16 protein-coding genes are annotated in these 22,987 nt (G+C 71.0%); 8 read left to right on the plus strand and 8 right to left on the minus strand.

The genetic code is table 11. The annotated features are described in order from the left end of the window. Positions 1-56: 56 nt before the first annotated feature. The gene (locus tag BN159_RS05980) at positions 57-1,085 is read left to right on the plus strand and encodes a C40 family peptidase (protein ID WP_015656020.1); all 1,029 of its coding nucleotides are present in this window, start codon (positions 57-59) and stop codon (positions 1,083-1,085) included. 295 nt (positions 1,086-1,380) lie between these two features. Here the strand turns inward: BN159_RS05980 and BN159_RS05985 are convergent, their stop codons facing one another. Then, complete coding sequence (locus BN159_RS05985) at positions 1,381-1,767, minus strand: DUF4913 domain-containing protein (RefSeq protein WP_015656022.1); 387 nt, start codon at positions 1,765-1,767, stop codon at positions 1,381-1,383. Positions 1,768-1,917: 150 nt separating this feature from the next. Between BN159_RS05985 and BN159_RS05990 the strand changes: the two genes are divergently transcribed. Beyond that, on the plus strand, positions 1,918-3,573 hold the full coding sequence (locus BN159_RS05990; RefSeq protein ID WP_015656023.1) for a hypothetical protein: 1,656 nt from the start codon (positions 1,918-1,920) through the stop codon (positions 3,571-3,573). A 72-nt stretch (positions 3,574-3,645) separates the two neighbouring features. Here BN159_RS05990 and BN159_RS05995 read toward each other — a convergent pair whose 3' ends face one another. Then, positions 3,646-5,085: a hypothetical protein gene (locus BN159_RS05995; RefSeq protein ID WP_015656024.1), complete on the minus strand. Its 1,440-nt coding sequence runs from the start codon at positions 5,083-5,085 to the stop codon at positions 3,646-3,648. 150 nt (positions 5,086-5,235) lie between these two features. On the opposite strand from BN159_RS05995, the gene BN159_RS06000 reads away from it, so the two are divergent. The 3 genes from BN159_RS06000 (at position 5,236) to BN159_RS06010 (ending at position 8,189) form a co-directional block, all read left to right on the plus strand. Continuing rightward, positions 5,236-5,637 (plus strand): DUF4913 domain-containing protein, encoded by a 402-nt coding sequence (locus BN159_RS06000; protein ID WP_015656025.1) that lies wholly within the window; start codon positions 5,236-5,238, stop codon positions 5,635-5,637. A gap of 122 nt (positions 5,638-5,759) precedes the next feature. Continuing rightward, complete coding sequence (locus BN159_RS06005) at positions 5,760-6,548, plus strand: hypothetical protein (RefSeq protein WP_041818862.1); 789 nt, start codon at positions 5,760-5,762, stop codon at positions 6,546-6,548. Between the two features lie 36 nt (positions 6,549-6,584). Next, positions 6,585-8,189, plus strand: coding sequence for a glycosyl hydrolase (locus BN159_RS06010; protein ID WP_015656027.1), 1,605 nt, complete (start codon positions 6,585-6,587; stop codon positions 8,187-8,189). Here BN159_RS06010 and BN159_RS06015 read toward each other — a convergent pair. Next, entirely contained in the window at positions 8,162-11,077 is a 2,916-nt protein-coding gene (locus tag BN159_RS06015) for an AfsR/SARP family transcriptional regulator (protein ID WP_015656028.1), read from the minus strand. The genes BN159_RS06010 and BN159_RS06015 overlap by 28 nt on opposite strands. 191 nt (positions 11,078-11,268) lie before the next feature. On the opposite strand from BN159_RS06015, the gene BN159_RS46550 reads away from it, so the two are divergent. Beyond that, a complete protein-coding gene (locus BN159_RS46550; protein WP_015656029.1) occupies positions 11,269-12,630 on the plus strand; it encodes a hypothetical protein in 1,362 nt (453 codons plus the stop codon). Between the two features lie 5 nt (positions 12,631-12,635). Here BN159_RS46550 and BN159_RS06025 read toward each other — a convergent pair whose 3' ends face one another. After that, entirely contained in the window at positions 12,636-13,778 is a 1,143-nt protein-coding gene (locus tag BN159_RS06025) for a PucR family transcriptional regulator (protein ID WP_041818863.1), read from the minus strand. Between the two features lie 164 nt (positions 13,779-13,942). Between BN159_RS06025 and BN159_RS06030 the strand changes: the two genes are divergently transcribed. Continuing rightward, positions 13,943-15,430 (plus strand): long-chain-fatty-acid--CoA ligase, encoded by a 1,488-nt coding sequence (locus BN159_RS06030; RefSeq protein WP_015656031.1) that lies wholly within the window; start codon positions 13,943-13,945, stop codon positions 15,428-15,430. A gap of 85 nt (positions 15,431-15,515) precedes the next feature. Here the strand turns inward: BN159_RS06030 and BN159_RS06035 are convergent, their stop codons facing one another. Beyond that, positions 15,516-15,932 (minus strand): MarR family winged helix-turn-helix transcriptional regulator, encoded by a 417-nt coding sequence (locus tag BN159_RS06035; RefSeq protein ID WP_041818864.1) that lies wholly within the window; start codon positions 15,930-15,932, stop codon positions 15,516-15,518. Between the two features lie 91 nt (positions 15,933-16,023). On the opposite strand from BN159_RS06035, the gene BN159_RS06040 reads away from it, so the two are divergent. Next, on the plus strand, positions 16,024-17,631 hold the full coding sequence (locus tag BN159_RS06040) for an MFS transporter (RefSeq protein ID WP_015656033.1): 1,608 nt from the start codon (positions 16,024-16,026) through the stop codon (positions 17,629-17,631). 8 nt (positions 17,632-17,639) lie between these two features. Here BN159_RS06040 and BN159_RS06045 read toward each other — a convergent pair whose 3' ends face one another. The 3 genes from BN159_RS06045 to BN159_RS06055 form a co-directional block, all read right to left on the minus strand. After that, positions 17,640-19,349, minus strand: a complete 1,710-nt coding sequence (locus BN159_RS06045) for a sigma-70 family RNA polymerase sigma factor (protein ID WP_015656034.1) — start codon at positions 19,347-19,349, stop codon at positions 17,640-17,642. Between the two features lie 158 nt (positions 19,350-19,507). After that, positions 19,508-20,668: an LCP family protein gene (locus BN159_RS06050; RefSeq protein WP_015656035.1), complete on the minus strand. Its 1,161-nt coding sequence runs from the start codon at positions 20,666-20,668 to the stop codon at positions 19,508-19,510. A gap of 16 nt (positions 20,669-20,684) precedes the next feature. Then, positions 20,685-22,787, minus strand: coding sequence for a bifunctional polysaccharide deacetylase/glycosyltransferase family 2 protein (locus tag BN159_RS06055; protein ID WP_015656036.1), 2,103 nt, complete (start codon positions 22,785-22,787; stop codon positions 20,685-20,687). Positions 22,788-22,987: the final 200 nt, after the last annotated feature.

Below are 22,987 nucleotides of genomic sequence, written 5' to 3' on the forward strand. Positions count from 1 at the left end.
CCGGACGGCGCGGGCGCGTTGTGCGAACGACCCATGACGAAGGGAGCTTCGGCCGGATGAGCCAGACAAGACGGACGGCGGTGGCCCTCACCCTGGCCTGCGTCCTGACAGGAACGGTCCAGCAGCCCGCCCACGCAGAGCCCGGGACGCCCTCGACCCTCCCCGAGGTACGCGCCGAACTCCGGCGCCTGTACCGCGACGCCGAACGCGCCACGGAGAAGTACAACGCCGTCGACGAGAAAGTGACCCAGCAGGAGAAACGCGTCCGCACCCTCACCTCCCAAGTCAGGGCGGCCGAGCGGAAACTGGGCCGCCTCACCTCGCTGGCCGGGGCCGCGGCCCGCGCCCAGTACCGGTCCGGCGGCATGCCCGCCGAGGTGCAGTTCGTCCTGTCCAGCGACCCCGAAACCGCCCTGGACAACGCCTCTTTGACGCGCCGCGCCCAGCAGTCCACACAGGGCGTCCTGACCGCTTTGGCCGAGACCCGCGAGGACCTGAGCACCCGGAAGGACGACGCTTCGGAGGAACTGGACGGCCTCAGGGCGAACCGTCGCTCCATGGCGGCCGAGCGCAGGACGATCGAGAAGAACATCGCCGCCGCCCGGAAGGTGGAGTCACGCCTGAAGGCGGAACAGCGCAGGAGACTGGCGGCACTTGAGGAGAAGGAGGCCGACGAGGCCCAGGCGGAGTGGGAGCGCTCGGGCATCCTCGACCAGGTCGGCACCGAGGCGACCCCGGCCGGCCGCAGGGCCATCGCCTACGCCACCAAGCAGCTCGGCAAGCCCTACGTCTGGGGTGCCGAGGGCCCCGACTCCTTCGACTGCTCCGGCCTGACCTCCCAGGCCTGGCTGCACGCGGGCGTCACCATCCCCCGCACCTCCGAGGAACAGTGGCGGCAGCTCACCAGGATCCCCGTCGCGAGCATGCGCCCCGGCGACCTGATCATCTACTACGACGACGCCAGCCACGTGGCGATCTACATCGGCGACGGCGAGGTCATCCAGGCCCCGCGCCCCGGGCGATGGGTGTACGTGTCACCGGTGGCGTCGATGGAGATCCTGGGGGTGGTACGGCCGGACGCCTGACCCACCTCGGGCGCCGGTTCGAACCCCGGCGGCAACGGAAGGAGTCCGGCGGGCAGCGGCACCTGGGGAGGCCGCGGCGCCCGACCGGACTCCGGCGGCGGGTCCTGTCGTACGGTCGACCCGTCCGGGTCGGTCACCGACCGGCGCCGCGCCAGCAGCCCACGCGGAGGAAGCGGAACGGACTTCTGCGGTTCGGACATGTGCTGACCTCCGGTACCTGTCCATTGCGGGGCATCGGCCGGGTCGCCCGACGACGCCGGTTCGACAGGCACAACGGCCTCGTACGAACGGCGGTTCAGTCCTTCGGGTCCGAGGGCGGTGGTCCGAAGGGGTCCATCGCGTCGACGGGAGGAGTCTCCTTCGCGCGGTGGGCGCCGGGCTTGCAGCCGGCGAAGGGGCCGGCCGGGTCCCGCAGGCTCAGCATGACCGGGCCCAGACAGTCCCGGTGCCAGGAGGCGGGGCCGCTGCCCGGGGAGTCGGAGTCGGTCAGCTCCTCCCAGGCGAGCCACAGCCCGTGCAACTGGGCGACCGCCTCCGGGTGTTCCCACCAGGCGGAACACCATGGGGCCGTGGAGCTGACCTCCCTGCCGTAGACCGGCAGCAGCACATGGTGGACCCACAGGGTCAGCTGGCGCAGCGTCCGCCCGTACTCCGGACCTTCCTGGTACAGGATGAACCTCATGGGTGCCTCTCCTTCATGTCCCTCAGGCGCGGCGGCTCTCGGCAGGACAACGCCTGGGGTGCGACGCGCGGTTCAGGGGGTCCGGGGTTGAACCAGCCTCGGATCCAGAGCCGTTGGGTCTCTCAACACCGTCGAACGGGAGGCCTCGGTATGGCTGGCTTCAACCAGCAACAGTTCGACCGCGACAGAGCCGATCTCACCAGTAGCCTGCGCCGCTACAACCTGCACAAAGACGAAAGGTTCATGAGGAATCTCAACGCCTACCTCGACCAGCTCCAGGTCGAAGGAAGCTGGATCGCCGCGGGACACACGCCCAACGCGAATTGGGTGGGCCAGCAGCAAGTCAACGATCTGATCGGTCAGTTCGATCGCAAACACGCTTTTCATGTACCGGCCGACTGGTGGCGCCAGCACCGGAACGACTCGGGATTCCGCGATGCGCGAGCGGCCAAGGCGGCGGAGGCTGCCGGCCACGGCTACCTGTGGTCCAAGACCGAACCGGGGCCCGCGGCGAAGCGAGCGGCGGCCGCGAAGGGACTGATTCTGGAGACGTCGGTCCCGGGCAAGCTGTTCGACGGCAAGAACTTCGGGTTCGAGCGATGGTCGGACTCGCCCACGATGGGCAAGCTCTGGGAGAACTTCTCCACCCACTACGTCGACGGTCTGGACGGCCCGGTCAAGGCGGTGGTGCTGGACGGCATCGTCGACAACAGTGTGCTGACCCGCCTGGAGTGGCCGCGGCTGCTGGAGCGGATCGAGGCCGGTGACGTCCCTCCCCTGCGGGTCAACGTGATGAACATCGTCGGCGACCGGAACGATTCGCGTACCTGGACGCTCCAGACCGTGGCGGGTTTCGACGTGGGCTCGCAGCAGGCCTTCGACAACCTTCCACGCGCCGGGGGCGTGGACTTCTGGACCATGCAGGGCCGGTGGCACGACCGACAGCGGGCCGAGGCCGGCAACTCCTCGGACAGCGCTTCGAGCGGCTCTTCGGGCGAGTACACCCTGGAGAACTTCCACCAGGTCTTCGACCAGCCCAACACCATAGTCGTCCTGTCGGACCCCACCGCGGACTCACCCCCTCGGCTCACGGCCAGTCCGGAGCAGCTCTCCAGGGTGGTGACCAACCAGCTCTCCAGGACGGCCTCCGGCGAGGCCCTGGCAGGGCGGCCCGGACAGAGCACGCCCGAGAGCGCCCGGTCGCAGTCGGGCGCGGATCTGCTGGCGCTCGCGACGCTCGACTACAAGCTGGACCAGCTGAAGACGGACCAGGACCGCCGAGGCAGCGACTCCAGCTCACCGGAGCGCTCCGCGTCGGCCGAGCAATCCCCGTACGCCATGCCCCCGTCGTCCGGGTACGACATGGCCCGGTCATCCGCGTACGACATGCCCCAGTCGTCGGCCTACGACATGTCCCAGCTGGCCACAGACCTGCCCGGGACTGCTCCCACGACATCCCAGGGCGGCTACTTCCCGGCCCACATCTCGGTGAGCAGTGTCCGGCAGGCACTGGCGGACCAGGCGTCGGCCGGCAACTACCCCGCCTCTCCGGTCAGCGGCACCCAGTCGTACAACCCTGGGCAGAGCCACGCCCAGCGGACCCCAAGCACGGGATCCTCGGATTACAGCGGCGGAGCCCCGTTGGAACGGGTCGAACGTCGCCCCAGCGATCCACCCGCCGAGTCGTCGCGGCAGGGCGCGGATCCCGAGCGCCGTGAACACCGCGAACACCGGGGCAGGCAGCACAAGGAGCCGCCCGCCTGGCTGAAGTGGGCGTCGGCGGGAGGGGCCAGGAAGAAGAGGTGACGTTGCGTCAGTCGGGCCGCCGCCCCACCTCCGGCTGACGGAGGGCAGGGCGGCGGTCCGGTTCCGGTTCCGCTACTTCATCGCCGGTCCTGTCGCCGATCGCTTCACCGGCGGCTTCGCCGGAGGGTTCGCGGCGGAGCCGGTGAGGCCCGGGCGCTCCGGGGACGGGGTTCGGGGCATGGTCAACCCGGCTACCTGCTGGCGGAGTTGGTCCACGTCCACGCTGCCGGTCGGGCTCGGGGTGCGTCGCGGTGAGTTGTCCGCCGATGTGGAGTAGCGCACTTCGTAGGGGAGGTGGGCGGGCTTGTTCAGGCCCTCCATGCCCAGCGCGGCGGCCTCGCGGACACCGTAGTTGCTGACCTGGACGAGGGTGACGTTCCGGTCCGCCGCGAGCCCCGTCACATCGCTCGGGTCGGCGGACGGCGCCGTTCGCCAGCTGTTCTGGTTGTCCTTGCCCAGGCTCAGTTGCGGCAGCACCCGAACGTTGCCGACCTGGAACGCCTGCATGGTGACGTCCTTCCAGGTCGCCTGGTCCACCTGGAGCATCGGCATGTCCTGCCGGGTCCCTCCGGGCGGCGTCGTGGGCGTGCCGTAGACGAGGTGGACGCCGTCGGCGAGAGCGCTGACGGCCATCCGGCCGATGATGTCCCCGCGGCTCGGGTCCTGGGTGTTGTACTTGGCGCCCAGCAGGTTGTCGTCCGCGAGGTTGATGCTGTCGGGACGGAATCGCTGACTGTCGTCGTTCGGGCGGAAGCTGACGTTGCCCTTGCGCACTTCGTCCTGGGACATCTGGCCGAGATAGCCGATGTACTGGTTCGCGGCCGCCTGCGCCACCTCCTGCCCCCGCGTACCCGCCCGCGTGTACATGGCGAAGACATCGAGGTGGGGCATCATCTGAGGGTCGATCCCCGCTTCGCCATGGTGCGGTGTCATCGCCATGAAACTGGCGTTCAGCACATGCCGCATGTTGGCGTCCTCGCCGTGCGACAGGTCGACGACCTTCAGTTCGGCGGTGGAGAAGTCGACCGGCGCCGCCGCTTCCTGGGAGAACGCGCGGTCCTGCTGCACGGCGTCCCACTCGGTGTCCGTCATGTGGTGGTGGGACAGGTCGACGCTCAGGCCGGTCTCGGTGCCCCGCAGTGCGAACGTGGCCAGGTCCTTCGCGGCGATGTAACCCTGGTTGCCCATCTCCATGCTGAAGATGTCGTCGAGCGTCTTCTTGCCGTACTTCGGCGCGACGGCCGCAGCCAGCCGGTCCGTGTGATCACGGATGTGCAGTACGTCGACGCCGTGCTGTTGCGCCTCGTTCCGATAGCCGTCGAGGAGCCGCTCCACGTGCTGCCGTCCGGCCTCACCGGGCGGGCGCCGGGGCATCACCACCAGTTCCTTCGCCGAGTTCGGGAACCGCTGGCTCAGTGCCCGCAGTCCCGCCTTGGCGTTGTCGCTCATCTCCTCGCCGAACCAGATGAACTGCACCTTCTCCGGATCGGTGACCGGGTTCCGTTCGGGCATGCGCGTTCCCTTCCGCCGAGCGGCCGAGCGCCACCGGCTCCCGCACAACGGCCCGCGCACACCCGCTGGTTCAGCACCGGTGAACCAGCGGGCACGTCGGGGACGTAGTACCGCCGACGACGACCTCGACACGGAACCCGGAGTGCCTACATGACCCTCGCGCCGGAGCAGACCGAGCCGCAGCAGGACGACGGGCCCGCCTTCATCCTGTATCTGGAGGGCTCCGAGTACGACGACGGGCTGCATCGGCTGACCCTGTGGGTACGCCACCTGCTGCTGCCGGTGTACGGCAGGGAGGTCGGCTCCACCGCCCCCTGGTGCTCCAGCTGGTGGAAGCACCCGGAGGCCGTGGCGCAGCTGTACGGGCTGTGGATGGCCTGGCAGGAGCTGACCGGCCCCGGCTCCGGCGCCACCGGGCCCGCGACCTGGCACCGCGACCACCTCACCCACGTCATGGCCGCGCTGCGCGACCCGTCGGGCCCCTTCGTGGGCTGCAAGCCCGGCGCTCACCGGGCCAAGGAGGCGCCGGGGATGGACCCTTATCCGGGCTGAGGCGCCCAAGGCGTTGAACCGCTCGCCCAGGTCTGCCCGTTGTCGCTCGTGTCAGCGCCGTCGACTCGCGGGAGAGGGGCACTGTGGCGGATGACAACTCGGCTTCCCGGACCAGGAACCGGTTGACCAAGGAGCGCCCCGAAGCCGCGCTGGCGCGGGACGTGGCAAGGGCCGATCTGGCGATGCGGGAAGGGCGGCGCGTCAACGCGGAGCACCCCGCGCAGGCGGAGCGCTTCTGGGCGGAACTGGCGGACGAACTGCGCCGGTTGTGGGACCGCTTCACCGGCAAGCAGCAGTCAACGGAGCCCATGTCGACGGCGGCGCCGATGTCGACCGCCGCGCCCATGCCGAACGGCCCGGACCCGTCGTACGCCCTGACCGCGCCGTACACGCCACCGCCCGGGCCCCAGCAGCCGTCCGCCTCCGAAAACGCGGCGCACCAGGAGCGAGCACGCCTCGAAAGCCGGATCGACCGGATGCCGCCGGACTCGCGCATGGCCTTCGAGGACGCGATGCTGCGCCTGGTCAGGAGCGACGACACCTTGAAGGCGGCTTTCGAGCGGTCCCCTCAGAGCATTCCGACGGTCGCGAAGTACGCCGTCGCGGCGCACTATCGGGAGGCACTGCGGGACAAGCCCCAACCCACGCCCGAGGCGGCTATGGACGCCGCCCGGGACCGGATCATGGCCAACGACGCCCGGCAGTTCGCGGCACTGCGGGAGCGGTGGGAGCGCCCGGCACGCTCATCGGACCGACCGCCCGACGCGCCCGCGCTGCTCGGCCGCGAGGGGCAGCTGCTCCTTCGGAATCAGGTCGCCACGGCGAGGCAGTCGGCCCGCGGTGCCGAGAACGTCGGGGCGTCCTCCCGGCCCCCCTCCCCCGCACCCAAGAAGCAGCCCCGAACGCGCTGACGTACCGCAACCCACGAACCAGAGAGGCTCGTTCCCATGCGCACCCTGCGCCGCATGCGCGGTCGTACGGCATTTCTGCTGGCCCTGCTGCTGGTCATCGCCGCAGTGACGGGCACCGCCGCCGTGATCCAGGTCGGCCGCTCCGACAGCGGAGACATCGACGGCAAGCCGGCCGCCGTCGCGGGCACCGCCGATCACACCGTGACCTTCCGGAACAGGACGGACAGCCGTATCTGGGTGGGCAGTTCGGTCAACGCCGACGGGTCGGCCGCGCTCACCGGACTGCCGGTGCTCGACCCGGGTCAGTCCGCCACCATCACCGTCCCCGAGCGCGCGGGCACCGGGCACTGGCGCGGCAAGTTCTTCGCGCGCCAGGGTTGCGGCGGCGAGGAGGGCAGTACGTTCCACTGCGCCGTCGGCGACTGCGGACCCTACGCCGACCACTGTTCCCTGGGTGAACAGCCCACCGGGCTCGCCGAGTTCAACTTCGACCCGGCCGATGCCCTGGCCCCCTGGTACAACGTCAGCTACGTCAACGCGGTCTCCGTACCGATCACCATCACCCCCGACAACGTGCCGGTGCCCGAGTCCGGCGAGTGCGCGATGGCGGGCTGCGCCGAGGAGTTGCTGTCCGCCTGCCCGGCCGACGACTTGGTGAAGGACCCGGCCACGGGTGAGCCGCTGGTGTGCGTCAATCCGAACCGGGACGCGAAGACCGCCTACAGCGACATGATCGCCCAGAAGTGCCCCACGGCGTACGGCTGGTCCAAGCAGGACGCCGAGCCGGGGAACAGGGTCGTGTACCAGTGCACCGAGTGCACGGGCATGACCGTCACCTTCGGATCCGGCGGCACGACCGCCCCGCCCGCCCCCGCACCTAACGACCCTGGCGGCGACACCGCAGCCTCGACCCGCCGCGGCATCAGCCTCAACCCCGTCGACGGCGCCGCCCAGGCGCTCACCGACTCCGGCGCGCACTGGTACTTCAACTGGGCTTCCTCCACCGGCCCGGTCGCCGAGCCGGACGGGGTCGAGTACGTCCCGATGATCTGGGGAGCGGGCTCGGTCACCGACGCCGAACTGGGCCAGGCCGCCCAGCAGGGCTCGGCGCTGCTCGGCTTCAACGAGCCCGACCGTCCCGAACAGTCCGCCATGAGCCCCGAACAGGCCCTGGACCTGTGGCCCCGCCTGGAATCCACCGGCCTGCGCCTGGGCGCCCCGGCCGTCTCGCACGGCGGCGACGTGGCCGGCGGCTGGCTGGACCGCTTCATGCAGGGGGCGGCCGAACGCGGGTTGCGCGTCGACTTCATCCCCCTGCACTGGTACGGCGGTGACTTCGGCCCCGACGCCGCGAACCAGTTGCGCGGCTATCTGAAAGCCGTCCACGACCGCTACCACAAGCCGATCTGGCTGACCGAGTACGGCCTCATCGACTTCTCCCGGAACCCGCCCCGCTACCCGAGTGAGCAGGAGCAGACCGGGTTCATCGAGTCGTCGACGGATTTGTTGGAGGGCCTGGACTTCGTGGAGCGCTACGCCTGGTTCACGCTGTCCACCCGGACCGCCCCGACCGGCCTCTACGACGGAACGACCGCGAACGCGAGCGGGCGTGCCTACCGCGACGCGGACCCGGACCGGTAGCCGTGGGAGCCGTCCTCCGGTCGGCCGAGTTTCTCGCGGACCTTCTCGGCGTCCGGGTGCTCGAACTCCGCGAAGATCTCAAGTGCCCGCCGCCAACTGGCGCGCGCGGCTTCCGGGCGGCCCGCGGCCAGTTGGGCGTCACCGAGATTGCTCAGGGTGTGGCCCTCACCCCACCGGTTGCCGACCTTCCGATGCGTCTGAAGGGCCTGGTCGTAGTGGTCGGCGGCGGCGTCGAGGCGGTGGAGCCGGTGGTGGACCGTGCCGAGGATGTCGAGTGCGACGCCGGTGACCCAGTGGTTGTCGCTCGCGCGCAGGACGGTCAGCGCCTGCCCCAGGCAGTCGAGGGCTTCGTCGTAACGGCCGAGCCGCTGGTAGGCGTCACCCAGGTTGGTCAGGGCGATGCCCTGTCCCCAGGCGCTGTCGAGGACCCGGTCGAGGACCAGGCCCCTGCGAACGTACTCGACGGCCTTGTCGAGTCGGCCGGCCTGAAGGTAGGCGTCGCCCAGGTTGGCCACGGCCGACACTCTGGCCTCGATGTCCCCGATGTCCCGGGCGGCGGCCATGGCCTGGTGATAGTGGTCGATGGCCTCGTCGTACCGGCCGAAGCAGCGCAGTGCGGCGGCCGTGTCGGCGAGGGCGCGGGCCTCTCCCTGGCGGTCGTCGGCGGCGCGTGCGGCGGACAGACCCGTGCCGGCGGTGTCCAGCCATGCGTGCAGATGGCTGCGGAGGTAGAAGAAGCCCCACAGGACGGCCGGCAGTCGCCAGGCGATGCCCGGTTGCCGTCCGTCCTTCGCGGCCCGGCGCACCGCGCAGACCAGGTTGCTCAGTTCGGTCTCGCACCAGTTCAGGGCGTCGTCGTAGGACGTGAAGTCCAGCGGCCGGCAGTGGTCCGGCAGTGGTTCGAGGGGTATCCGGCGGCGGTGCGGGGTGAGGTGCGGGTAGGCGGCGTCCGCGGTGTGCAGATACCAGGCGAGCAGCCGCTCGACGGCCCGGTCCCGCTCCTGCGGTGTCTCCTCGGCGTGGACGCGTTCGGCGGCGTAGACGCGCAGCAGGTCGTGCTGTGCGTAGCGGCCGGGGAAGTGCTCGGTGAGCAGATGGGCGCGGGTGAGTTCGACGAGCAGGCCGCTGGTCTCCCGCGCAGTGAGTCCCGCGAGGGCCGCCGCGGCGGGCGCGGAGATGTCGGGTCCGAAGTGCAGGCCCAGCTGCCGGAACAGGCGGGCGGCCGGGGCGGACAGCGCCTTGTACGACCAGGAGAAGACGGCCCGGAGGTTGGTGGTGATGTCGTCGCCCCCGGCGAAGGCGTCGAGGCTGCCGTGGCTGTCGGCGAGTTCCTCGGCGATGGCGCTGAGCGGGAAGCCGGCGTGCGCGGTGGCGTGGGCCGCGACGATCGCGAGCGCCAACGGCAGCCGGGCGCACTGCCGGATGATCTCGTCCGCCGCCTGTGGCTCGGCCGCCGGCCGTTCGCTGCCGAGGCGGCGTACGAGGAGGTCGTGCGCCTCGGCGTGGGTCAGCTCGTCCAGGGTCAGCGGGTGTGCTCCCTCGCCGACGACCAGGCCGGTGAGCTGGTTGCGGCTGGTGACGATGACCAGGCAGCCGGGGGAACCGGGCAGCAGTGGCCGGACCTGGCCGGCGTCGCGGGCGTTGTCGAGCAGGACCAGCACCCGGCGCTCGGCGAGCATGCTGCGGTACAGCGCCGTCTGGGCGTCCAGGGCGGCGGGGACGCGCATCGGTGGGACGCCGAGCGAGTCGAGGAAGATCCGGATGGCCGTCTCCGGCGCGACGACCGAACCGGTCGGATCGAAGCCGCGCAGGTTGATGTAGAGCTGCCCGTCGGGGAAGCGGTCGGCGATCTCGTGCGCCCAGTGCACGGCCAGGGTGGTCTTGCCGATGCCGCCCATGCCGCCGATCGCGCTGATCACGACCGCGGATGGAGGACCGGCGTGCTCGGGCAACAGGGCGCGGACGCGGTCGAGTTCGGCTTTCCGGCCGACGAACGCGGGCAGGTCGGCGGGCAGTTGCGCCGGGCGGGCCGGGTGTGCGGGGACGGGGCGTTCGTGGGCCGGGGGTTCGGGTTCCGCGGGCGGGTCCGGCGGCGCGGACGGGGCCAGGTCGAGGGAGGTGTCGGCGGCGAGGATGCGCTCGTGCAGGTCCTTCAGGGGCGCGCCCGGGTCGATGCCCAGCTCGTCCGCCAGGGTGGTGCGAGCCCTCCGGTAGGCCTCCAGCGCCTCGGCCTGTCTGCCGGACCGGTACAGCGCCAGCATGAGCAGTCGGCACAGCCGCTCCCGCAGAGGGTGGGTGCCGGTCAGGGAGATCAGTTCGGCGATCACCTCGCCGTGCCGCCCGAGTTCGAGGTCGGCGTCCAGCCGGGCCTCCAGCACGGTCATCCGTTCCTCGGCCAGCCGGTTCCGCTCGGACTCGGCCAGCGGGCCGGGGACGCCGGCGAGTGCCGCTCCCTGCCAGCCGTCGAGCGCGGTGTGCAGCAACTGCGCGGCGTCGGACACCAGCCCGGTGGCCCGTAACTTCTTCGCCTCCGCGACGCGCCGCTCGAACACGGCCAGATCCAGGGCGCTTTCGGGGATCCGGGCCAGGTATCCGTCCCCGACCGAGACGACCACCCGCTCGGACTCGGGCACGTCCCGCCCGGGCTCCAGCACCTTCCGCAGCCGCGACACGTAGGTCCGTACGACGGACACGGCGGCCGTGGGGAGGTCCTCGCCCCATACGGTGTTCAGGAGTTCGTCGAGCGTGACCGGGCGTCCCCGGCGCAGCAACAACGCCACCAGCACCGCCCGCTGTTGCGGCGAGCCGAGATCCAGTTCCCGTTCGCCGCGCCATGCCCGGACCGGCCCCAGCACGGCGAAGCGCACGGAACCCTCGTAGACATTCATGCCCGGACTCTACTGACCGGTGAGTGCAGAAAGTTTCCGTTGGCGGAACGCCGCATGCCGTATCCCTCACACCTGTTGCCGGTGCCCGGGGAGTTGAACCGGATCGGCCTCGGCGTCCGTTGCGGTACGAGGGCCCGCCGAGGCGGACCCGGCACAGGCCGTACGGCCGGAGACGTCAGGAGGGAACGGGCATGGACCGGGGCGAAGAGACGGGCGCGCACTTCGAGGTGGTCATCTCCGGTGACGGCGCCGCCGTCATCGACGGCGAACCCGTGCCGGTGGCGGAGGGTACGACCCTCGACGCGGCGATCCTCGACACCCTGCACGGGCACGCACGCGACCGCAGCGCCGCCGTAACGGCGGACATCGCCGATCCGTCGGTGGACTACGTGGCCTACGTCGAGGTGGCGCCGGACGGGTCGAGCAGGCTGCTGGAGGAGCGCGGGGAGCGGCCTCAAGTCGGCGGTGACGTCGACGAGTTCACCACCGCCAAAGACACCGACGACGCCGAGGACGCTGAGGCCGTCGACGAGTTCGACGGCACGGCGCGGGAACTGCCCCCGCTCGCAGGCCCTCCGCTCACCCCTCGCCCCGTCCCGAATCCCCCGTCGGCCCCCGACCCGGACCCCGCCCCGGCGGCCCCCGACCCGCGCCCCCGCATCGGCCGCCGCAACGCGCCCCGCCAGTCGGACGACGAGTTCGAGGCGCCCGGTCTGCTGCACCGGCCGCTGGTCGTCGGGCCGGTGGCGCTCGGCGTGGCCACCCTCATCATCGTGCCGCTGGTGATGCTGGGCAGCGGTGGATCGGGCGGCGGGGACGACACCCGGGCGGCCGGCGCCGACGACGTGGCGAGCCCGAGCGCTTCGGCCGGGACCGGAAACCCGGCACCGACCGTGTCGGTGTCCCCCAGCCTGAGCCCGTCGCCCAGCGCCTCCGCCACCAAGCCGAAGCCCAAGCCGAAGAACACGCGGAAGGGAAAGCCGGGCGACAAGGACGGTGGCGGCGGGGTCACCGTCACCGTGACCGCCGAGCCCCCGCGCACCACCGTGACCGCGAAGCCCCCGCAGGACACCGCCGCCACCGCCGTGAACCGCCTGGCCAGGAGCGACCGGTCCGGACGGCACATCTGCTACCGCGTCCACCTCTCCGGATCGGGGTGGCAGAAGCCCGTGTGCGACGGCACGCTGGCCGGTACGACGGGACAGGAGAAGCCGATCAAGGCCATCAACATCGCGGTGACCGGCACCGGAGGCTCGGCCGCCAACGCCTTCCGCCATGACCCCGAGTCGACCAATGGCGAGGGCAAGTGGGTGGAGCAGTGGACCGCCATCACGGCCGACGGCAGGAACAACTACATCGGCAGCACGAAGCAGGGCGCCCCGTACCTGACCGGCTTCGCCATCAACATCGGCAGCGGCCGGATCTGCCAGACCGCCAAGGTCCGCGGTTACGACTGGGGCGGCCAGGACTGCGCCGACCAGCGCCCCGACTTCGTCTTCGGCGGCACACTGGAGAACACGCGCTGGCTCGAAGCCGTCAAGTTCACGGTCTGAGCCCTTCAGGACGGGCGAGCCGCGAGCAGGGCGGCCCCGATGTCCGCCACCGCTCGCGGATCGGACAGCGAGCGGTCCGTCAGCTCCTCGACGCGGCGCAGCCGGTAGCGGACGGTGTTGGGGTGGACGAACAGACTCCGCGCCGCGTCGGTGGCGGAGCCCGCGGCGGTGTACCAGTGCTCCAGGGTCTCCAGGAGCCGCGCGCGCTCGGCGGCCGGGAGATCGAGCACGGGCTGGAGGACGACCTCGACGAGGTGGGCCGCCTCGGCCGGGGCGGCGGCGACGACCATGGCCAGCGGGTCGTCGTCGAACCGCGCGACACCGGGTCCGGTGCCGCGCAGGCCGGCCAGCGCCAGTCGGGCGAACCGCAGGGCCTGGGGGGTGTCGCGCAGCGAGTCGAAGCACGGGCTGACGCCCACGCGGGCGCCCGCCTGGCGCAGGATGCGCAGGCAGGTGTTCTCCGCTGCCGCCGTCGGGAGGGCGGCCAGGCCGATCTGCTGGTCGGGCAGCAGCCGCCAGGCGAAGGGGATCTGGGCCTGGCGCAGGGCCGCCTCCGTGCCCGCCAGCGGTTCCTCGCCGGGGGCGTCGGCTGCCGCCGCGGTCACCACGTAGGGCCCGCGGTCGGGCAGCCCCAGCTCGCGGGCGGCCTCCCACAGTGTGCGGTCGGCGATGACGCCGGTGAACAGGGCCTCCACCAGTGCCGAGCGGCGTGCCTGGCGCCGCGAGGTCAGTTCGGCGGTGGTCTCCCGGTAGGCCGCGGCCACCGCCTCCGCGTAGCGGCCGAACAGGGCCCAGATCTCCGCGGACTGGGACACCAGTTGGGCGTCGGTGACCTCGGGATGCGTGCGTGCCTCGGCGAGGATGTCCGTCCACAGGAGCTCGAAGCCGATCCGGTACGCGTGCAGGGTGTCCGCCAGCGGCACGCCCTGCTCGGCGCGGAGGCGGCCGGTGTCCCGGGCAGGGCCGGGGGCCTCGGCGTCCGCATGGCCGAGCTGGTTCAGGAGCAGATCGGCGTTGGCGGTGCACGAGCGGCGCAGCGAGTCGAAGGGGATCACCGACTCCTCCTTGTATGCGTCGACGTCGGAGCGGATGCGTTGCGCCATCCGCTCGCCCAGTTCCGGCAGCCGCGCATGAAGTGCCGAGAACACCCCTGAGAGGTTCATTTCCGCAGCGTAACCCACATGTTTTGTTCTCAGGAACAATCCACGGGCGCAGACGCTGTCGCACCGCACATAGGTCGTCGCCACCGACATCTGCACGATGTCGTCAGCGTGAACAGCGGATTTCGACGGTGACGTTCGTGGAGGCGGTCATGGCCAATCTGGCTCAGTTCCTGGTGGAGACGGCACAACGGCAGCCGGACCGGCCCGCACTGCGCCTGGGCGACCAGGTCACCAGCTACGCGGAGCTCGACGAGCGCAGCGCCCGCGCCGCCGCGCTGCTGCGGGCCGAGGGCGTACGGCCGGGAGACCGGGTCGCGCTGATGCTGCCCAACGTTCCCGAGTTCGTCGCCCTGTACTACGGCATCCTGCGCGCCGGAGCGGTCGTCGTCCCGATGAACCCGCTGCTGAAGACCCGGGAGAGCGAGTATCACCTGCGTGACGCGGGCGCGAAGTTGCTCTTCGAGTGGCACCAGGCGCCGGGCGAGGGCGCGCAGGGCGCGGCCGCCGCCGACGTGCGGCATGTGGCCGTGGAGCCCGCCGCCCTCACGGAGCTGCTGGCCGGTCATGAACCGCTGGCGGAGGTGAGCGAGCCGGACGGCGACGACGTGGCCGTACTGCTGTACACCTCCGGCACCACCGGCCGCCCCAAGGGCGCCACGCTGACCCACTCCGGGCTGCGGCACAACACCGAGGTCAACAAGGCCCATGTGCAGCGGATGACGGCGGACGACGTGGTCGTGGGCTGTCTGCCGCTGTTCCACATCTTCGGCCAGATCTGCACGATGAGCGTGACCCTGTGCGCCGGCGCCACGCTCATCCTGATCCCCCGCTTCGACCCGCAGGCGGTGCTGGACGCCATCGCCCGCGACCGGGCGACGATCTTCGAGGGCGTGCCGACCATGTACGCGGCGCTGCTCCAGCACCCGTCCGAGGCCGATGTGTCCACGCTGCGGATGTGCGTCTCCGGCGGTGCCTCGCTGCCGGTGGAGGTCCTGCACGGCTTCGAGCGCCGCTTCGGCTGTGTGGTGCTGGAGGGCTTCGGCATGTCCGAGACCAGCCCGGTGGTCACCTTCAACCACCCCGACCGGCCGCGCAAGGCCGGGTCCATCGGCACCCCGATCAAGGACGTCGAGGTGCGGCTCCTCGACGACAAGGGCCAGGACGTGGCGCCCGGCGAGATCGGCGAGCTGGCCGTCCGTGGGCCGAACGTGATGAAGGGGTACTGGAACCGCCCCGAGGAGACCGCGGCCACCATCCCGGACGGCTGGCTGCGCAGCGGTGACCTCGCCCGCCAGGACGAGGACGGCTACCTGTACATCGTCGACCGCAAGAAGGACATGATCATCCGCGGTGGGTACAACGTCTACCCGCGCGAGATCGAGGAGGTCCTGCACGAGCACCCGGCCGTCGCGCTGGCCGCGGTGGTGGGCGTGGCCGACGCCCACCTGGGCGAGGAGATCGCGGCCGCGGTGGTGCTGCGCCCGAAGGCGCAGGCCACGCCCGACGAGCTCCGGCAGTTCGTGAAGGACCGGGTGGCGGCGTACAAGTACCCGCGCGAGGTCTGGCTCGTGGACGCCCTGCCGACCGGCCCCAGCGGCAAGATCCTCAAGCGGGAGATCAGCGCGCCGACGGGCTGAGATTTCCGGTTCCACAACAGACACGTACGAGCCCAGCCCCTCTTCACCTTGAGAGGGCGGGGCTCGTTCGTCATGTCCGCCGGTCTCAGTGCGGGAAGACGACCGTCAGCAGGCGGAAGAGTTCGGCGCGTTCGTCGTCGGACAGCTGGTCCAGGCCCGTCTGCGTCCGTTCCATCCGCTCGCGGATCGTGTCGATCGCCTTCTCGCCCGCCTCGGTCAGGGCGACGTTCTTCACGCGGCGGTCGGTGGCGCTGACCTCGCGGTGGACCAGGTCACGCTTCTCGAGCCGGTCGATGATGCCGGTCATGTTCGACGCGTCGCAGGACAGGGTGACCGCCAGCGAGCGCATGGAGGCGGGCGCGCGGCGCAGCACCGAGAGGGTCTTCGCCTGGCTGGAGGTGAGGCTCATGTCGGCGGCGGCGGCCGTGAAGTCGGCGTAGTGCGTACTGACCGAGTGTGCGAGCAACTCCATGAGCTGCGCCTTGGACGGGGTGGACGGCATGCGTCGAGGGTAGCGCGAAAGCTTGAGTACCTCAAACTTTGACATCCGCCAGGAGCTCATTGTTTGATGTCATCAAGCATCGAGCACTTCAATGATTTGGTACCTCGACGGTTTGGTACCTCGATCTTCGATGCAGCCATCCTTCGGGCACCCTTCCACCGGAAAGAAGACCGTGAAGTCCTCCCTTGCCACCGCGCCCAAGCGCCGCACCGGCAGCCTCAGTCTCGTCCTGGTGCTGGGACTCGCCGCCATGGTCGTGTCGATGATGCAGACCCTGGTCATCCCGATCCTCGGCATCATCCAGAACGACCTCGGCGCCACGACTGCCCAGGTCAGCTGGGTCACCACCGCCACACTGCTGTCGGCCGCGGTCTTCACCCCGCTGCTGGGCCGCTTCGGCGACCAGCACGGCACCAAGCCGACCCTGCTCGGTGTACTGGTGGTGATGGTCGCCGGATCCGTGCTCGCCGCGACCACGAGTTCCATGCTGTGGCTCATCGTGGCCCGCGTGATGCAGGGTGCCGCCACCGCGATCTTCCCGCTCGCGCTGTCCGTACTGCGCGCGGAGATCGAGCCCGTGCGACTGCCCGGCGCCATGGCCCTGGTCAGCGGCACGCTCGGGTTCGGCAGCGGCCTCGCCCTGGTGAGCGCCGGACTGCTCACCCAGGGCGGGGACCCCGACTACCACCAGGTCTTCTGGCTGGCCGCCGCGCTCGCCACCGCCGCGCTCATCGCGGTCGCGGTCGCCGTCCCCGCGCCCCGCACCCGGACCGGCGGGCGCACCGACTGGCTCGGCGCCACCGGTCTCGCCCTGCTGCTCGTCCTGTTCCTGCTGCCCATCTCGCAGGGTCACACCTGGGGCTGGACCTCGGCCCGCACGCTCGCCCTGTTCGCCGGTGCCGTCGTCACGACCGTCGTCTGGGTCCTCGTCGAACGACGGGTCAGCGACCCCCTGGTCGACATGAAGATGTTCGTGCACCGGCCGGTGCTGTTCACCAACCTCGCCGGGCTGCTGGTCGGGTTCGCCATGTTCTCCCAGTTCATCGGCGTCTCGTATCTCGTCCAGACGCCGGAGGAGATCGCCGGCTACGGCTTCGGCGCCTCCGTCCTGCGCGCCTCCGTCGTCTACCTGCTGCCTTCCGCTCTCGTCTCACTCGTCGCCGCCCAGTTCGGCGGCGTGCTGGTGCGCCGCATCGGCGCGCGTCTCACCCTCGCCGTCGGTGGCGTCTTCGGTGTCGTCGGTTTCGCCTGGCTGACCTTCGCCCACGGCACCACGGCGTCGGTGATCCTGGCCGGCATGGTCGTCGGCATCGCCATCAGCTTCGGCTACGCCGCGATGCCCGCGCTGATCGTGGCGGGCGTCCCCCACCACCAGACCGGCATCGCCAACGGCATCAACTCCATCTCCCGCTCCACCGGCAGCGCGATCGGCAGCGCCGTGATCACCTCGCTGCTCGCCTCCCAGACGCTCGACAACCTGCCCGCCGGGGTTCCCGCACTCCCCGCCGAGAGCCAGTACACGCTGAGCTTCGCCCTCGCCGGGATGGCGTTCGCGCTGGTCATCGGCGTGGCCATGGTGGGCCTGGCGATCCGCGGCAGGGCCTCGTCCCCGACCGTGGACAAGCCGGCCGTCGACAAGCCGACGGCGGCGTCGGGCGACGGCGAAACCGAGCCGACGCGCACAGCCGTCACGGCCTGACCGGGCGACTAGAAGCCGAACACCTGGGTCCAGGTCCAGTCGTCCTCGACAACGCCCACGCCCATGGTGGTCAGGTCGCAGTTGAGGATGTTCTCCCGGTGACCCTGGGAGTTCATCCACGACTCCATCACGGCCTCCGGGGTGCTCTGCCCCTGCGCGATGTTCTCGGCGCCGGGCGACGGGTGCCCCTGGGCGGCGGCCCGGTCGGCGAAGGTGCGGCCGTCCTGGCTGGTGTGGTCGAAGTACTGGTTCTTCGACATGTCCTCGCTGTGCAGTTGAGCGGCCCGGGCGAGCCGGGCGTCGAGGGTCACGGGCTGGCAACCGGCCTTCTGGCGCTCCGTGTTGACGAGGGCCAGGACCTGCGCGGCAGCCGAGGTGTCGGCGGGGGCGGCGGCGGGGGTCGTGGACGGGCGGGGCGCGGGCGTCGTCGGCTCCGCCGCCTGCTTCGTGCGCGACGGTGTCGGCTCGGGCTTCGGGGACTTGGCGCGCGGCTTGGCGGAGGGTGACTTGCTGGCCGACGGGGACGGAGACGCCGAGGAGGCGGCCGGCGCGGAGGAGGAGTCCTGGGTCGGCGCCTCGCCCTGCGTGTCGGCGGCGGACCGGACCGTGTCGCCCTCCCCGTCCGACTGCACGCTCAAGGTCGCGACGGTGCCACCCGTGATCAGTACGGCGACCGCGGCGGCTACGCCGGTGATGCGGCCGCGCTGGGATATTCGCCCCGGTTTGCGATGCCCGTGCCGACGGCCCCCAGCGCGTGCGGCGCGCATTGACGCGAGCACGGCCGTGGGCTCCCCCGCAGATCCGGACGGCGTACCGAATTCCGGGTGGCCGTGAGCATGGTCGGGCTCCGGGGCAGCGGAATGACCGTGGACCGGGGGCACCCCGAACGCGGTGGTTGCGGCCGCGGTTTCCGTACCCGCGAAGGCCGTCAGCCCGGCCAGGCCGGTCAGCGCGGCAGCCACGGGCACCAGGCCCAGGCCCACCAACAGCCCCTCGGCCGGGAACAGGTCGGCCTGGTGGCCCGAGCACCGCACACAGTCCCGTGCGTGCCGGGCGATGCGCTTGCGCCACAGCGGCGACGGGCGGCGGTCCCAGTTCCCGATCAGCTGGTCGAGGCGATCGCACAACGGCGTCGCGGACAGCGCACGTACCACCAGGCGGGCCGTCTCCAACTGGGCCTTCATCCGCTGCACCCGCACGGCCGTGTGCTGCGGCGACACCTCCAGCGCCGCGGACACCTCGGCCCGGCTCAGCTCGCCGACGGCCTCCAGCCACCACAGCGACAGCAGCACCCGGTCGTCGCCGTCCAGCCAGCGCGTGGCCTCCGCCACCTCACGCCGCTGGCCCTCCAGACCGAGCCGCACGATCGTCAGGTCCACGAAGTCCGCACCGGGGTCGGCCACGTCGTAGGCGTCCTGGAGCTCCGAGCCCGCCGGTGCCACCTGCTGCCGGTACTGGTAGGTGCGGATCTGGTTCATCGTGATCGCCACCAGCCAGGACCGGAAGCTGCCCGCGTCATGCAGCGAACCGAGGCCACGCAGTGCGCGGAGCATGGTCTCCTGCACGACGTCATCCACGTCGGCGTGCCCGTTCAGCGCCCGGCCCACGATGTTGTACACCAGCGGCAGATACGCGCCGACCAGCTCGTCCTGCGCCCACAGGGCACCCCGCTGCGCCGCCTCGACCACGGCGTACTCGTGCTCTCCCCTTGCTGCCATGCCTGACTCACATCCCTCTCCGGTCCACGCATTCTTTCGCCCGGTACAAGGGGAGACCTCCGGCCGGGGGTGGCATAACAGAAAATCGGCGCGTCACTGCTCATCGGCCGACGGGCCTGGACGGTACCTGGCTCGGGGCGGCTCCGTACAGGGACGGCTCATCCGCCTGCCCGTCGGTTCTCCTCCTCGACACTCACCGGCCGGTCGTTCCTCAACTCGGTGAACAGCCGCTGTGCCTTGGCCGGGTCCCACTTCACGGCGCTGCCCTTCGAGGTGCTGATTCCCGGACCCGCCAAGGGAACGCTGATCTGTTCGCCTGCTCCGGAGGACACACCCCGCATCGCCTGGAACAGCGAGACGAGGGTGGACAGTTGCATGTCCTTGTCCACCACGAGGGTGTCCAGTGCCGCGCCCAGCAAGGGATAGGACCGGAACGGGTTGAGCGCTGTGCCCGGTGTGGCCGCCTTGTGGGCGAGCGCGGCGAGGAACTTCTGCTGGTTCTTGCTGCGCCCCAGGTCACCCTCGGCCTCCTGATGCCGCTGGCGCACGAACGCGAGCGCCTGCGCGCCGTCCAGGGTGTGGCAGCCCCGCGTCAGGTCAAGACCCGACTTCTCGTCCTTGATGTTCCGGTCCAGGCACATGTCCACCCCGCCGACCGCGTCGACGACTCCGACGAAGCCGCCGAAGCCGATCTCCGCGTAGTGGTCGACGCGGAGGCTCGTGTTGAGCTCGACGGTCCGCACGAGGAGGCGGGCGCCGCCCAGCGAGTAGGCGGCGTTCAGCTTGTTCCGCGCCCGATGGTGCCGCTTGCCGGTGTCGGGGTCGACGTAGGACGGGAGGGTCACCCACGAGTCGCGGGGCAGGCTCACCAACGTGGTGCCGTGGGCGCCGGTGTGCAGCAGCATCATCGCGTCGGTACGGCCGCCACCGCCCCCACCGGCGTGCAGGTCCTGCTTGGCCTGCTCGGACAGGCCGTCACGGCTGTCGGAACCGACGATGAGGTAGGTGCTCCCCTTCCCCTGCGAGGGACGTCCCGGGACCGAACCGAGGTCGACCGACCGGTCGAGTTCGAGGTCGGCCCAGGCATACGTGCCGCCTCCGGTCAGGAGCAGCGCGCAGAGCAGCAATGCCGACAGCCGTGCGATGCGGCGCCGCCGGCTGGGCCGTACCCAGGGGGGCCGCGTCCCGCGAGAGGTGCCGCCGCCCGGCAGCTCCTCGTGCGGACGCGGTTCCTGGTACGGCCGTGTCTCTTCCGTCTGCGCGACGACCTGCCCTTGGATCACCCGGGGCGCCGGTGTCCGCCCGCTCCAGTCACTCATGGGTTCCACCCCCTGATCAGTTCGACGACAACTCCCGTGCGGTGACCGGCTGTCTCAGCTGTTCCGTGGCGGCGGTACCCGCACGCTGCATGCGGTGCCACTTCAGCCGCGTGCCGACCAGCAGGGCGAACACGGACTGGATGACGACCAGATACATCAGCTGCCGGTAGACGAAGAGCTGGAACGGCATCGACCACAGGGTCCGCAGCCTTTCCCCGTCGAGCCTCAACGCGTAACCGGCGCAGAGCAGTTGGAGGACGAGGAAGGTGAGCCAGATTCCCAGCGACTGCCGGAGATCGCTGAAGAGCACACCGTAGAGCAGGAACAGGTCGACAACCGGGGCGATCAGCGGCAGGACCACCTGGAAGATCGCCAGGTACGACAGCCCGCGGCGCGCGAAGCGTCCGGCGGAGCCCACTTCCAGGACGGCCCCGCGGTGCTTCCACATCGCCTGGAGCGTGCCGTAGCACCAGCGGTAGCGCTGCCGCCACAACTGCCGTAGCGACGTGGGAACTTCGGTCCAGGCGATGGCCGATTCCTCGTAGACCACGCGCCAGCCCGCCCGCCACAGGGCCATCGTGAGGTCGGTGTCCTCGGCGAGCGTGTCCTCGCTGACCCCGCCGACGCCCAGCAGCGCGTCCCGGCGGAAGGCGCCGATGGCTCCCGGCACCGTCGGCATGCACTCCAGCACCTCGAACATCCGCCGGTCCAGGTTGAAGCCGAAGACGTACTCCAGATGCTGCCATCGGCCGAGCAGGCCGCGCCGGTTGCCGACCTTGGTGTTGCCGCTCACCGCGCCGACGGCCGGGTGCGCGAGCGGCTGGATGAGCCGATACAGGGCGTCGGGTTCGAAGACGGTGTCGGCGTCGACCATCACCACGATGTCGTACGAGGCATGCGCCAGACCGGTGTTGAGCGCGGCCGCCTTGCCCGCGTTGGGCTGCCGGATCACCCGCACTCGTGGGTCGTCGATCCAGGTCGCGAGGTCGGCCGTGCCGTCCGTCGAGCCGTCGTCGATCACGACGATCTCAAGGTAGGGGTGCGTGGACGCGAGCAGGGAATGGATCGTGGACTCGATGCCGGCCTCTTCGTTGTACGCCGGCACGAGCACGGTCACGGGTGCCTGTACCTCCCTCAGCCAGGGCGAGCCGGGGCGGAAACGGGTCAGACGCCGGACGTGGGCGCGGGCGAAGACGGTCAGCATCAGCAGGCGCAGCACGCCCAGCACACCCAGGGCGAGCATCACCCAGTTCATGGTGTGCGTGAACGTGTGCCCGGCCGTCGTGGTCCAGTTCAACGCCCTGCCCTGCCACCGTTCGGCCGTCGAGACCTGTGTGTCGGCCGAGGGCATGCCGAGCGCGGCCGTGACCGTGGTGAACCGCTTGGCGTGCGGGTTGCCGAGCAGGTCCTTCGCCTCCCGGTACGCCAGGTCCGTCTGGCTGAACTGGCGGACCATGCCGTGGGCCGGATCCCGGTCGGGCCGGTCCGCGGCGACCAGCACATAGCCGTCCGCGGCGGCGTGCCGGGCCGCCGTCCACTCGGCACCGCACAGGGTGTCCACCTCAGTCGTCATCGGCATCCGCAGCAGGCTGGTGCGGATGCCCGCCGAACCGGCGAGGGTCTTCTGGGTGAGCGTCAACTCCATCGCGGTGCGCACCCGCGACGAGGAGCCGAGGTCGGCCCCCGTGTAGGTGTGGGAGCCGATTTCGTGGCCCTCGGCGAGGATCCGCCGGATCAGCTCCGGGTGCCGGGCCGCCTGGGCCCCGAGCACGAAGAAGGTCGCGTGTGCGTGGTGCCGGCGCAGCAGGTCGAGGATGCGCGGGGTCCACACCGGGTCGGGGCCGCCGTCGAAGGTGAGCGCGACGGTACCGGCCGGCATGGCCGAGGAGGTGACGTCGTGGTCTCCTCCGATGCGGCGCAGGACGGGCCCGCTCTTGTCCACGGCCTCGGGCACAGGTTCGGTGCAGGGGATCCGCGACTTGGCGGCGTCCACCTCGTGGGCGGTCCAGCCCTCGAAGAGCAGGGCGACGATGACGACGGGCAGGGTCAGGACCAGCAGCCTCCAGTGACCGCGGGGCTCGCGGGAACGCGCGTGCCGGCGTCGGGCCGAGCGGCTCAAACCACACTCCCCCGGGTGACGTTAATCACAACTCCATCCGGGCTGTTCCGACGGGAGTCGGCGGCGGTGACGGGGGCTCGCAGCGGAGTGCGGGCCGGCGAGCCGGGCGCGTGCCGGTGGCCGCGCGATCTGCCGGAGGGAGTCGGTCCGGCGGCGCGGACGGCGACGAGCGCGGTCGGGCTCCACGCGCTCTTCACGGG

Source organism: Streptomyces davaonensis JCM 4913, from assembly GCF_000349325.1.
GTDB classification, from domain to species: Bacteria; Actinomycetota; Actinomycetes; order Streptomycetales; family Streptomycetaceae; genus Streptomyces; species Streptomyces davaonensis.

Excerpts from the sequence above, each read along its gene's own strand:
- BN159_RS05980 (WP_015656020.1), top strand. The coding sequence starts at position 57 with ATGAGCCAGACAAGACGGACGGCGGTGGCCCTCACCCTGGCCTGCGTC.
- BN159_RS05985 (WP_015656022.1), bottom strand. The coding sequence starts at position 1,767 with ATGAGGTTCATCCTGTACCAGGAAGGTCCGGAGTACGGGCGGACGCTG.
- BN159_RS05990 (WP_015656023.1), top strand. The coding sequence starts at position 1,918 with ATGGCTGGCTTCAACCAGCAACAGTTCGACCGCGACAGAGCCGATCTC.
- BN159_RS05995 (WP_015656024.1), bottom strand. The coding sequence starts at position 5,085 with ATGCCCGAACGGAACCCGGTCACCGATCCGGAGAAGGTGCAGTTCATC.
- BN159_RS06000 (WP_015656025.1), top strand. The coding sequence starts at position 5,236 with ATGACCCTCGCGCCGGAGCAGACCGAGCCGCAGCAGGACGACGGGCCC.
- BN159_RS06010 (WP_015656027.1), top strand. The coding sequence starts at position 6,585 with ATGCGCACCCTGCGCCGCATGCGCGGTCGTACGGCATTTCTGCTGGCC.
- BN159_RS06015 (WP_015656028.1), bottom strand. The coding sequence starts at position 11,077 with ATGAATGTCTACGAGGGTTCCGTGCGCTTCGCCGTGCTGGGGCCGGTC.
- BN159_RS46550 (WP_015656029.1), top strand. The coding sequence starts at position 11,269 with ATGGACCGGGGCGAAGAGACGGGCGCGCACTTCGAGGTGGTCATCTCC.
- BN159_RS06030 (WP_015656031.1), top strand. The coding sequence starts at position 13,943 with ATGGCCAATCTGGCTCAGTTCCTGGTGGAGACGGCACAACGGCAGCCG.
- BN159_RS06035 (WP_041818864.1), bottom strand. The coding sequence starts at position 15,932 with ATGCCGTCCACCCCGTCCAAGGCGCAGCTCATGGAGTTGCTCGCACAC.
- BN159_RS06040 (WP_015656033.1), top strand. The coding sequence starts at position 16,024 with ATGATTTGGTACCTCGACGGTTTGGTACCTCGATCTTCGATGCAGCCA.
- BN159_RS06045 (WP_015656034.1), bottom strand. The coding sequence starts at position 19,349 with ATGGCAGCAAGGGGAGAGCACGAGTACGCCGTGGTCGAGGCGGCGCAG.
- BN159_RS06050 (WP_015656035.1), bottom strand. The coding sequence starts at position 20,668 with ATGAGTGACTGGAGCGGGCGGACACCGGCGCCCCGGGTGATCCAAGGG.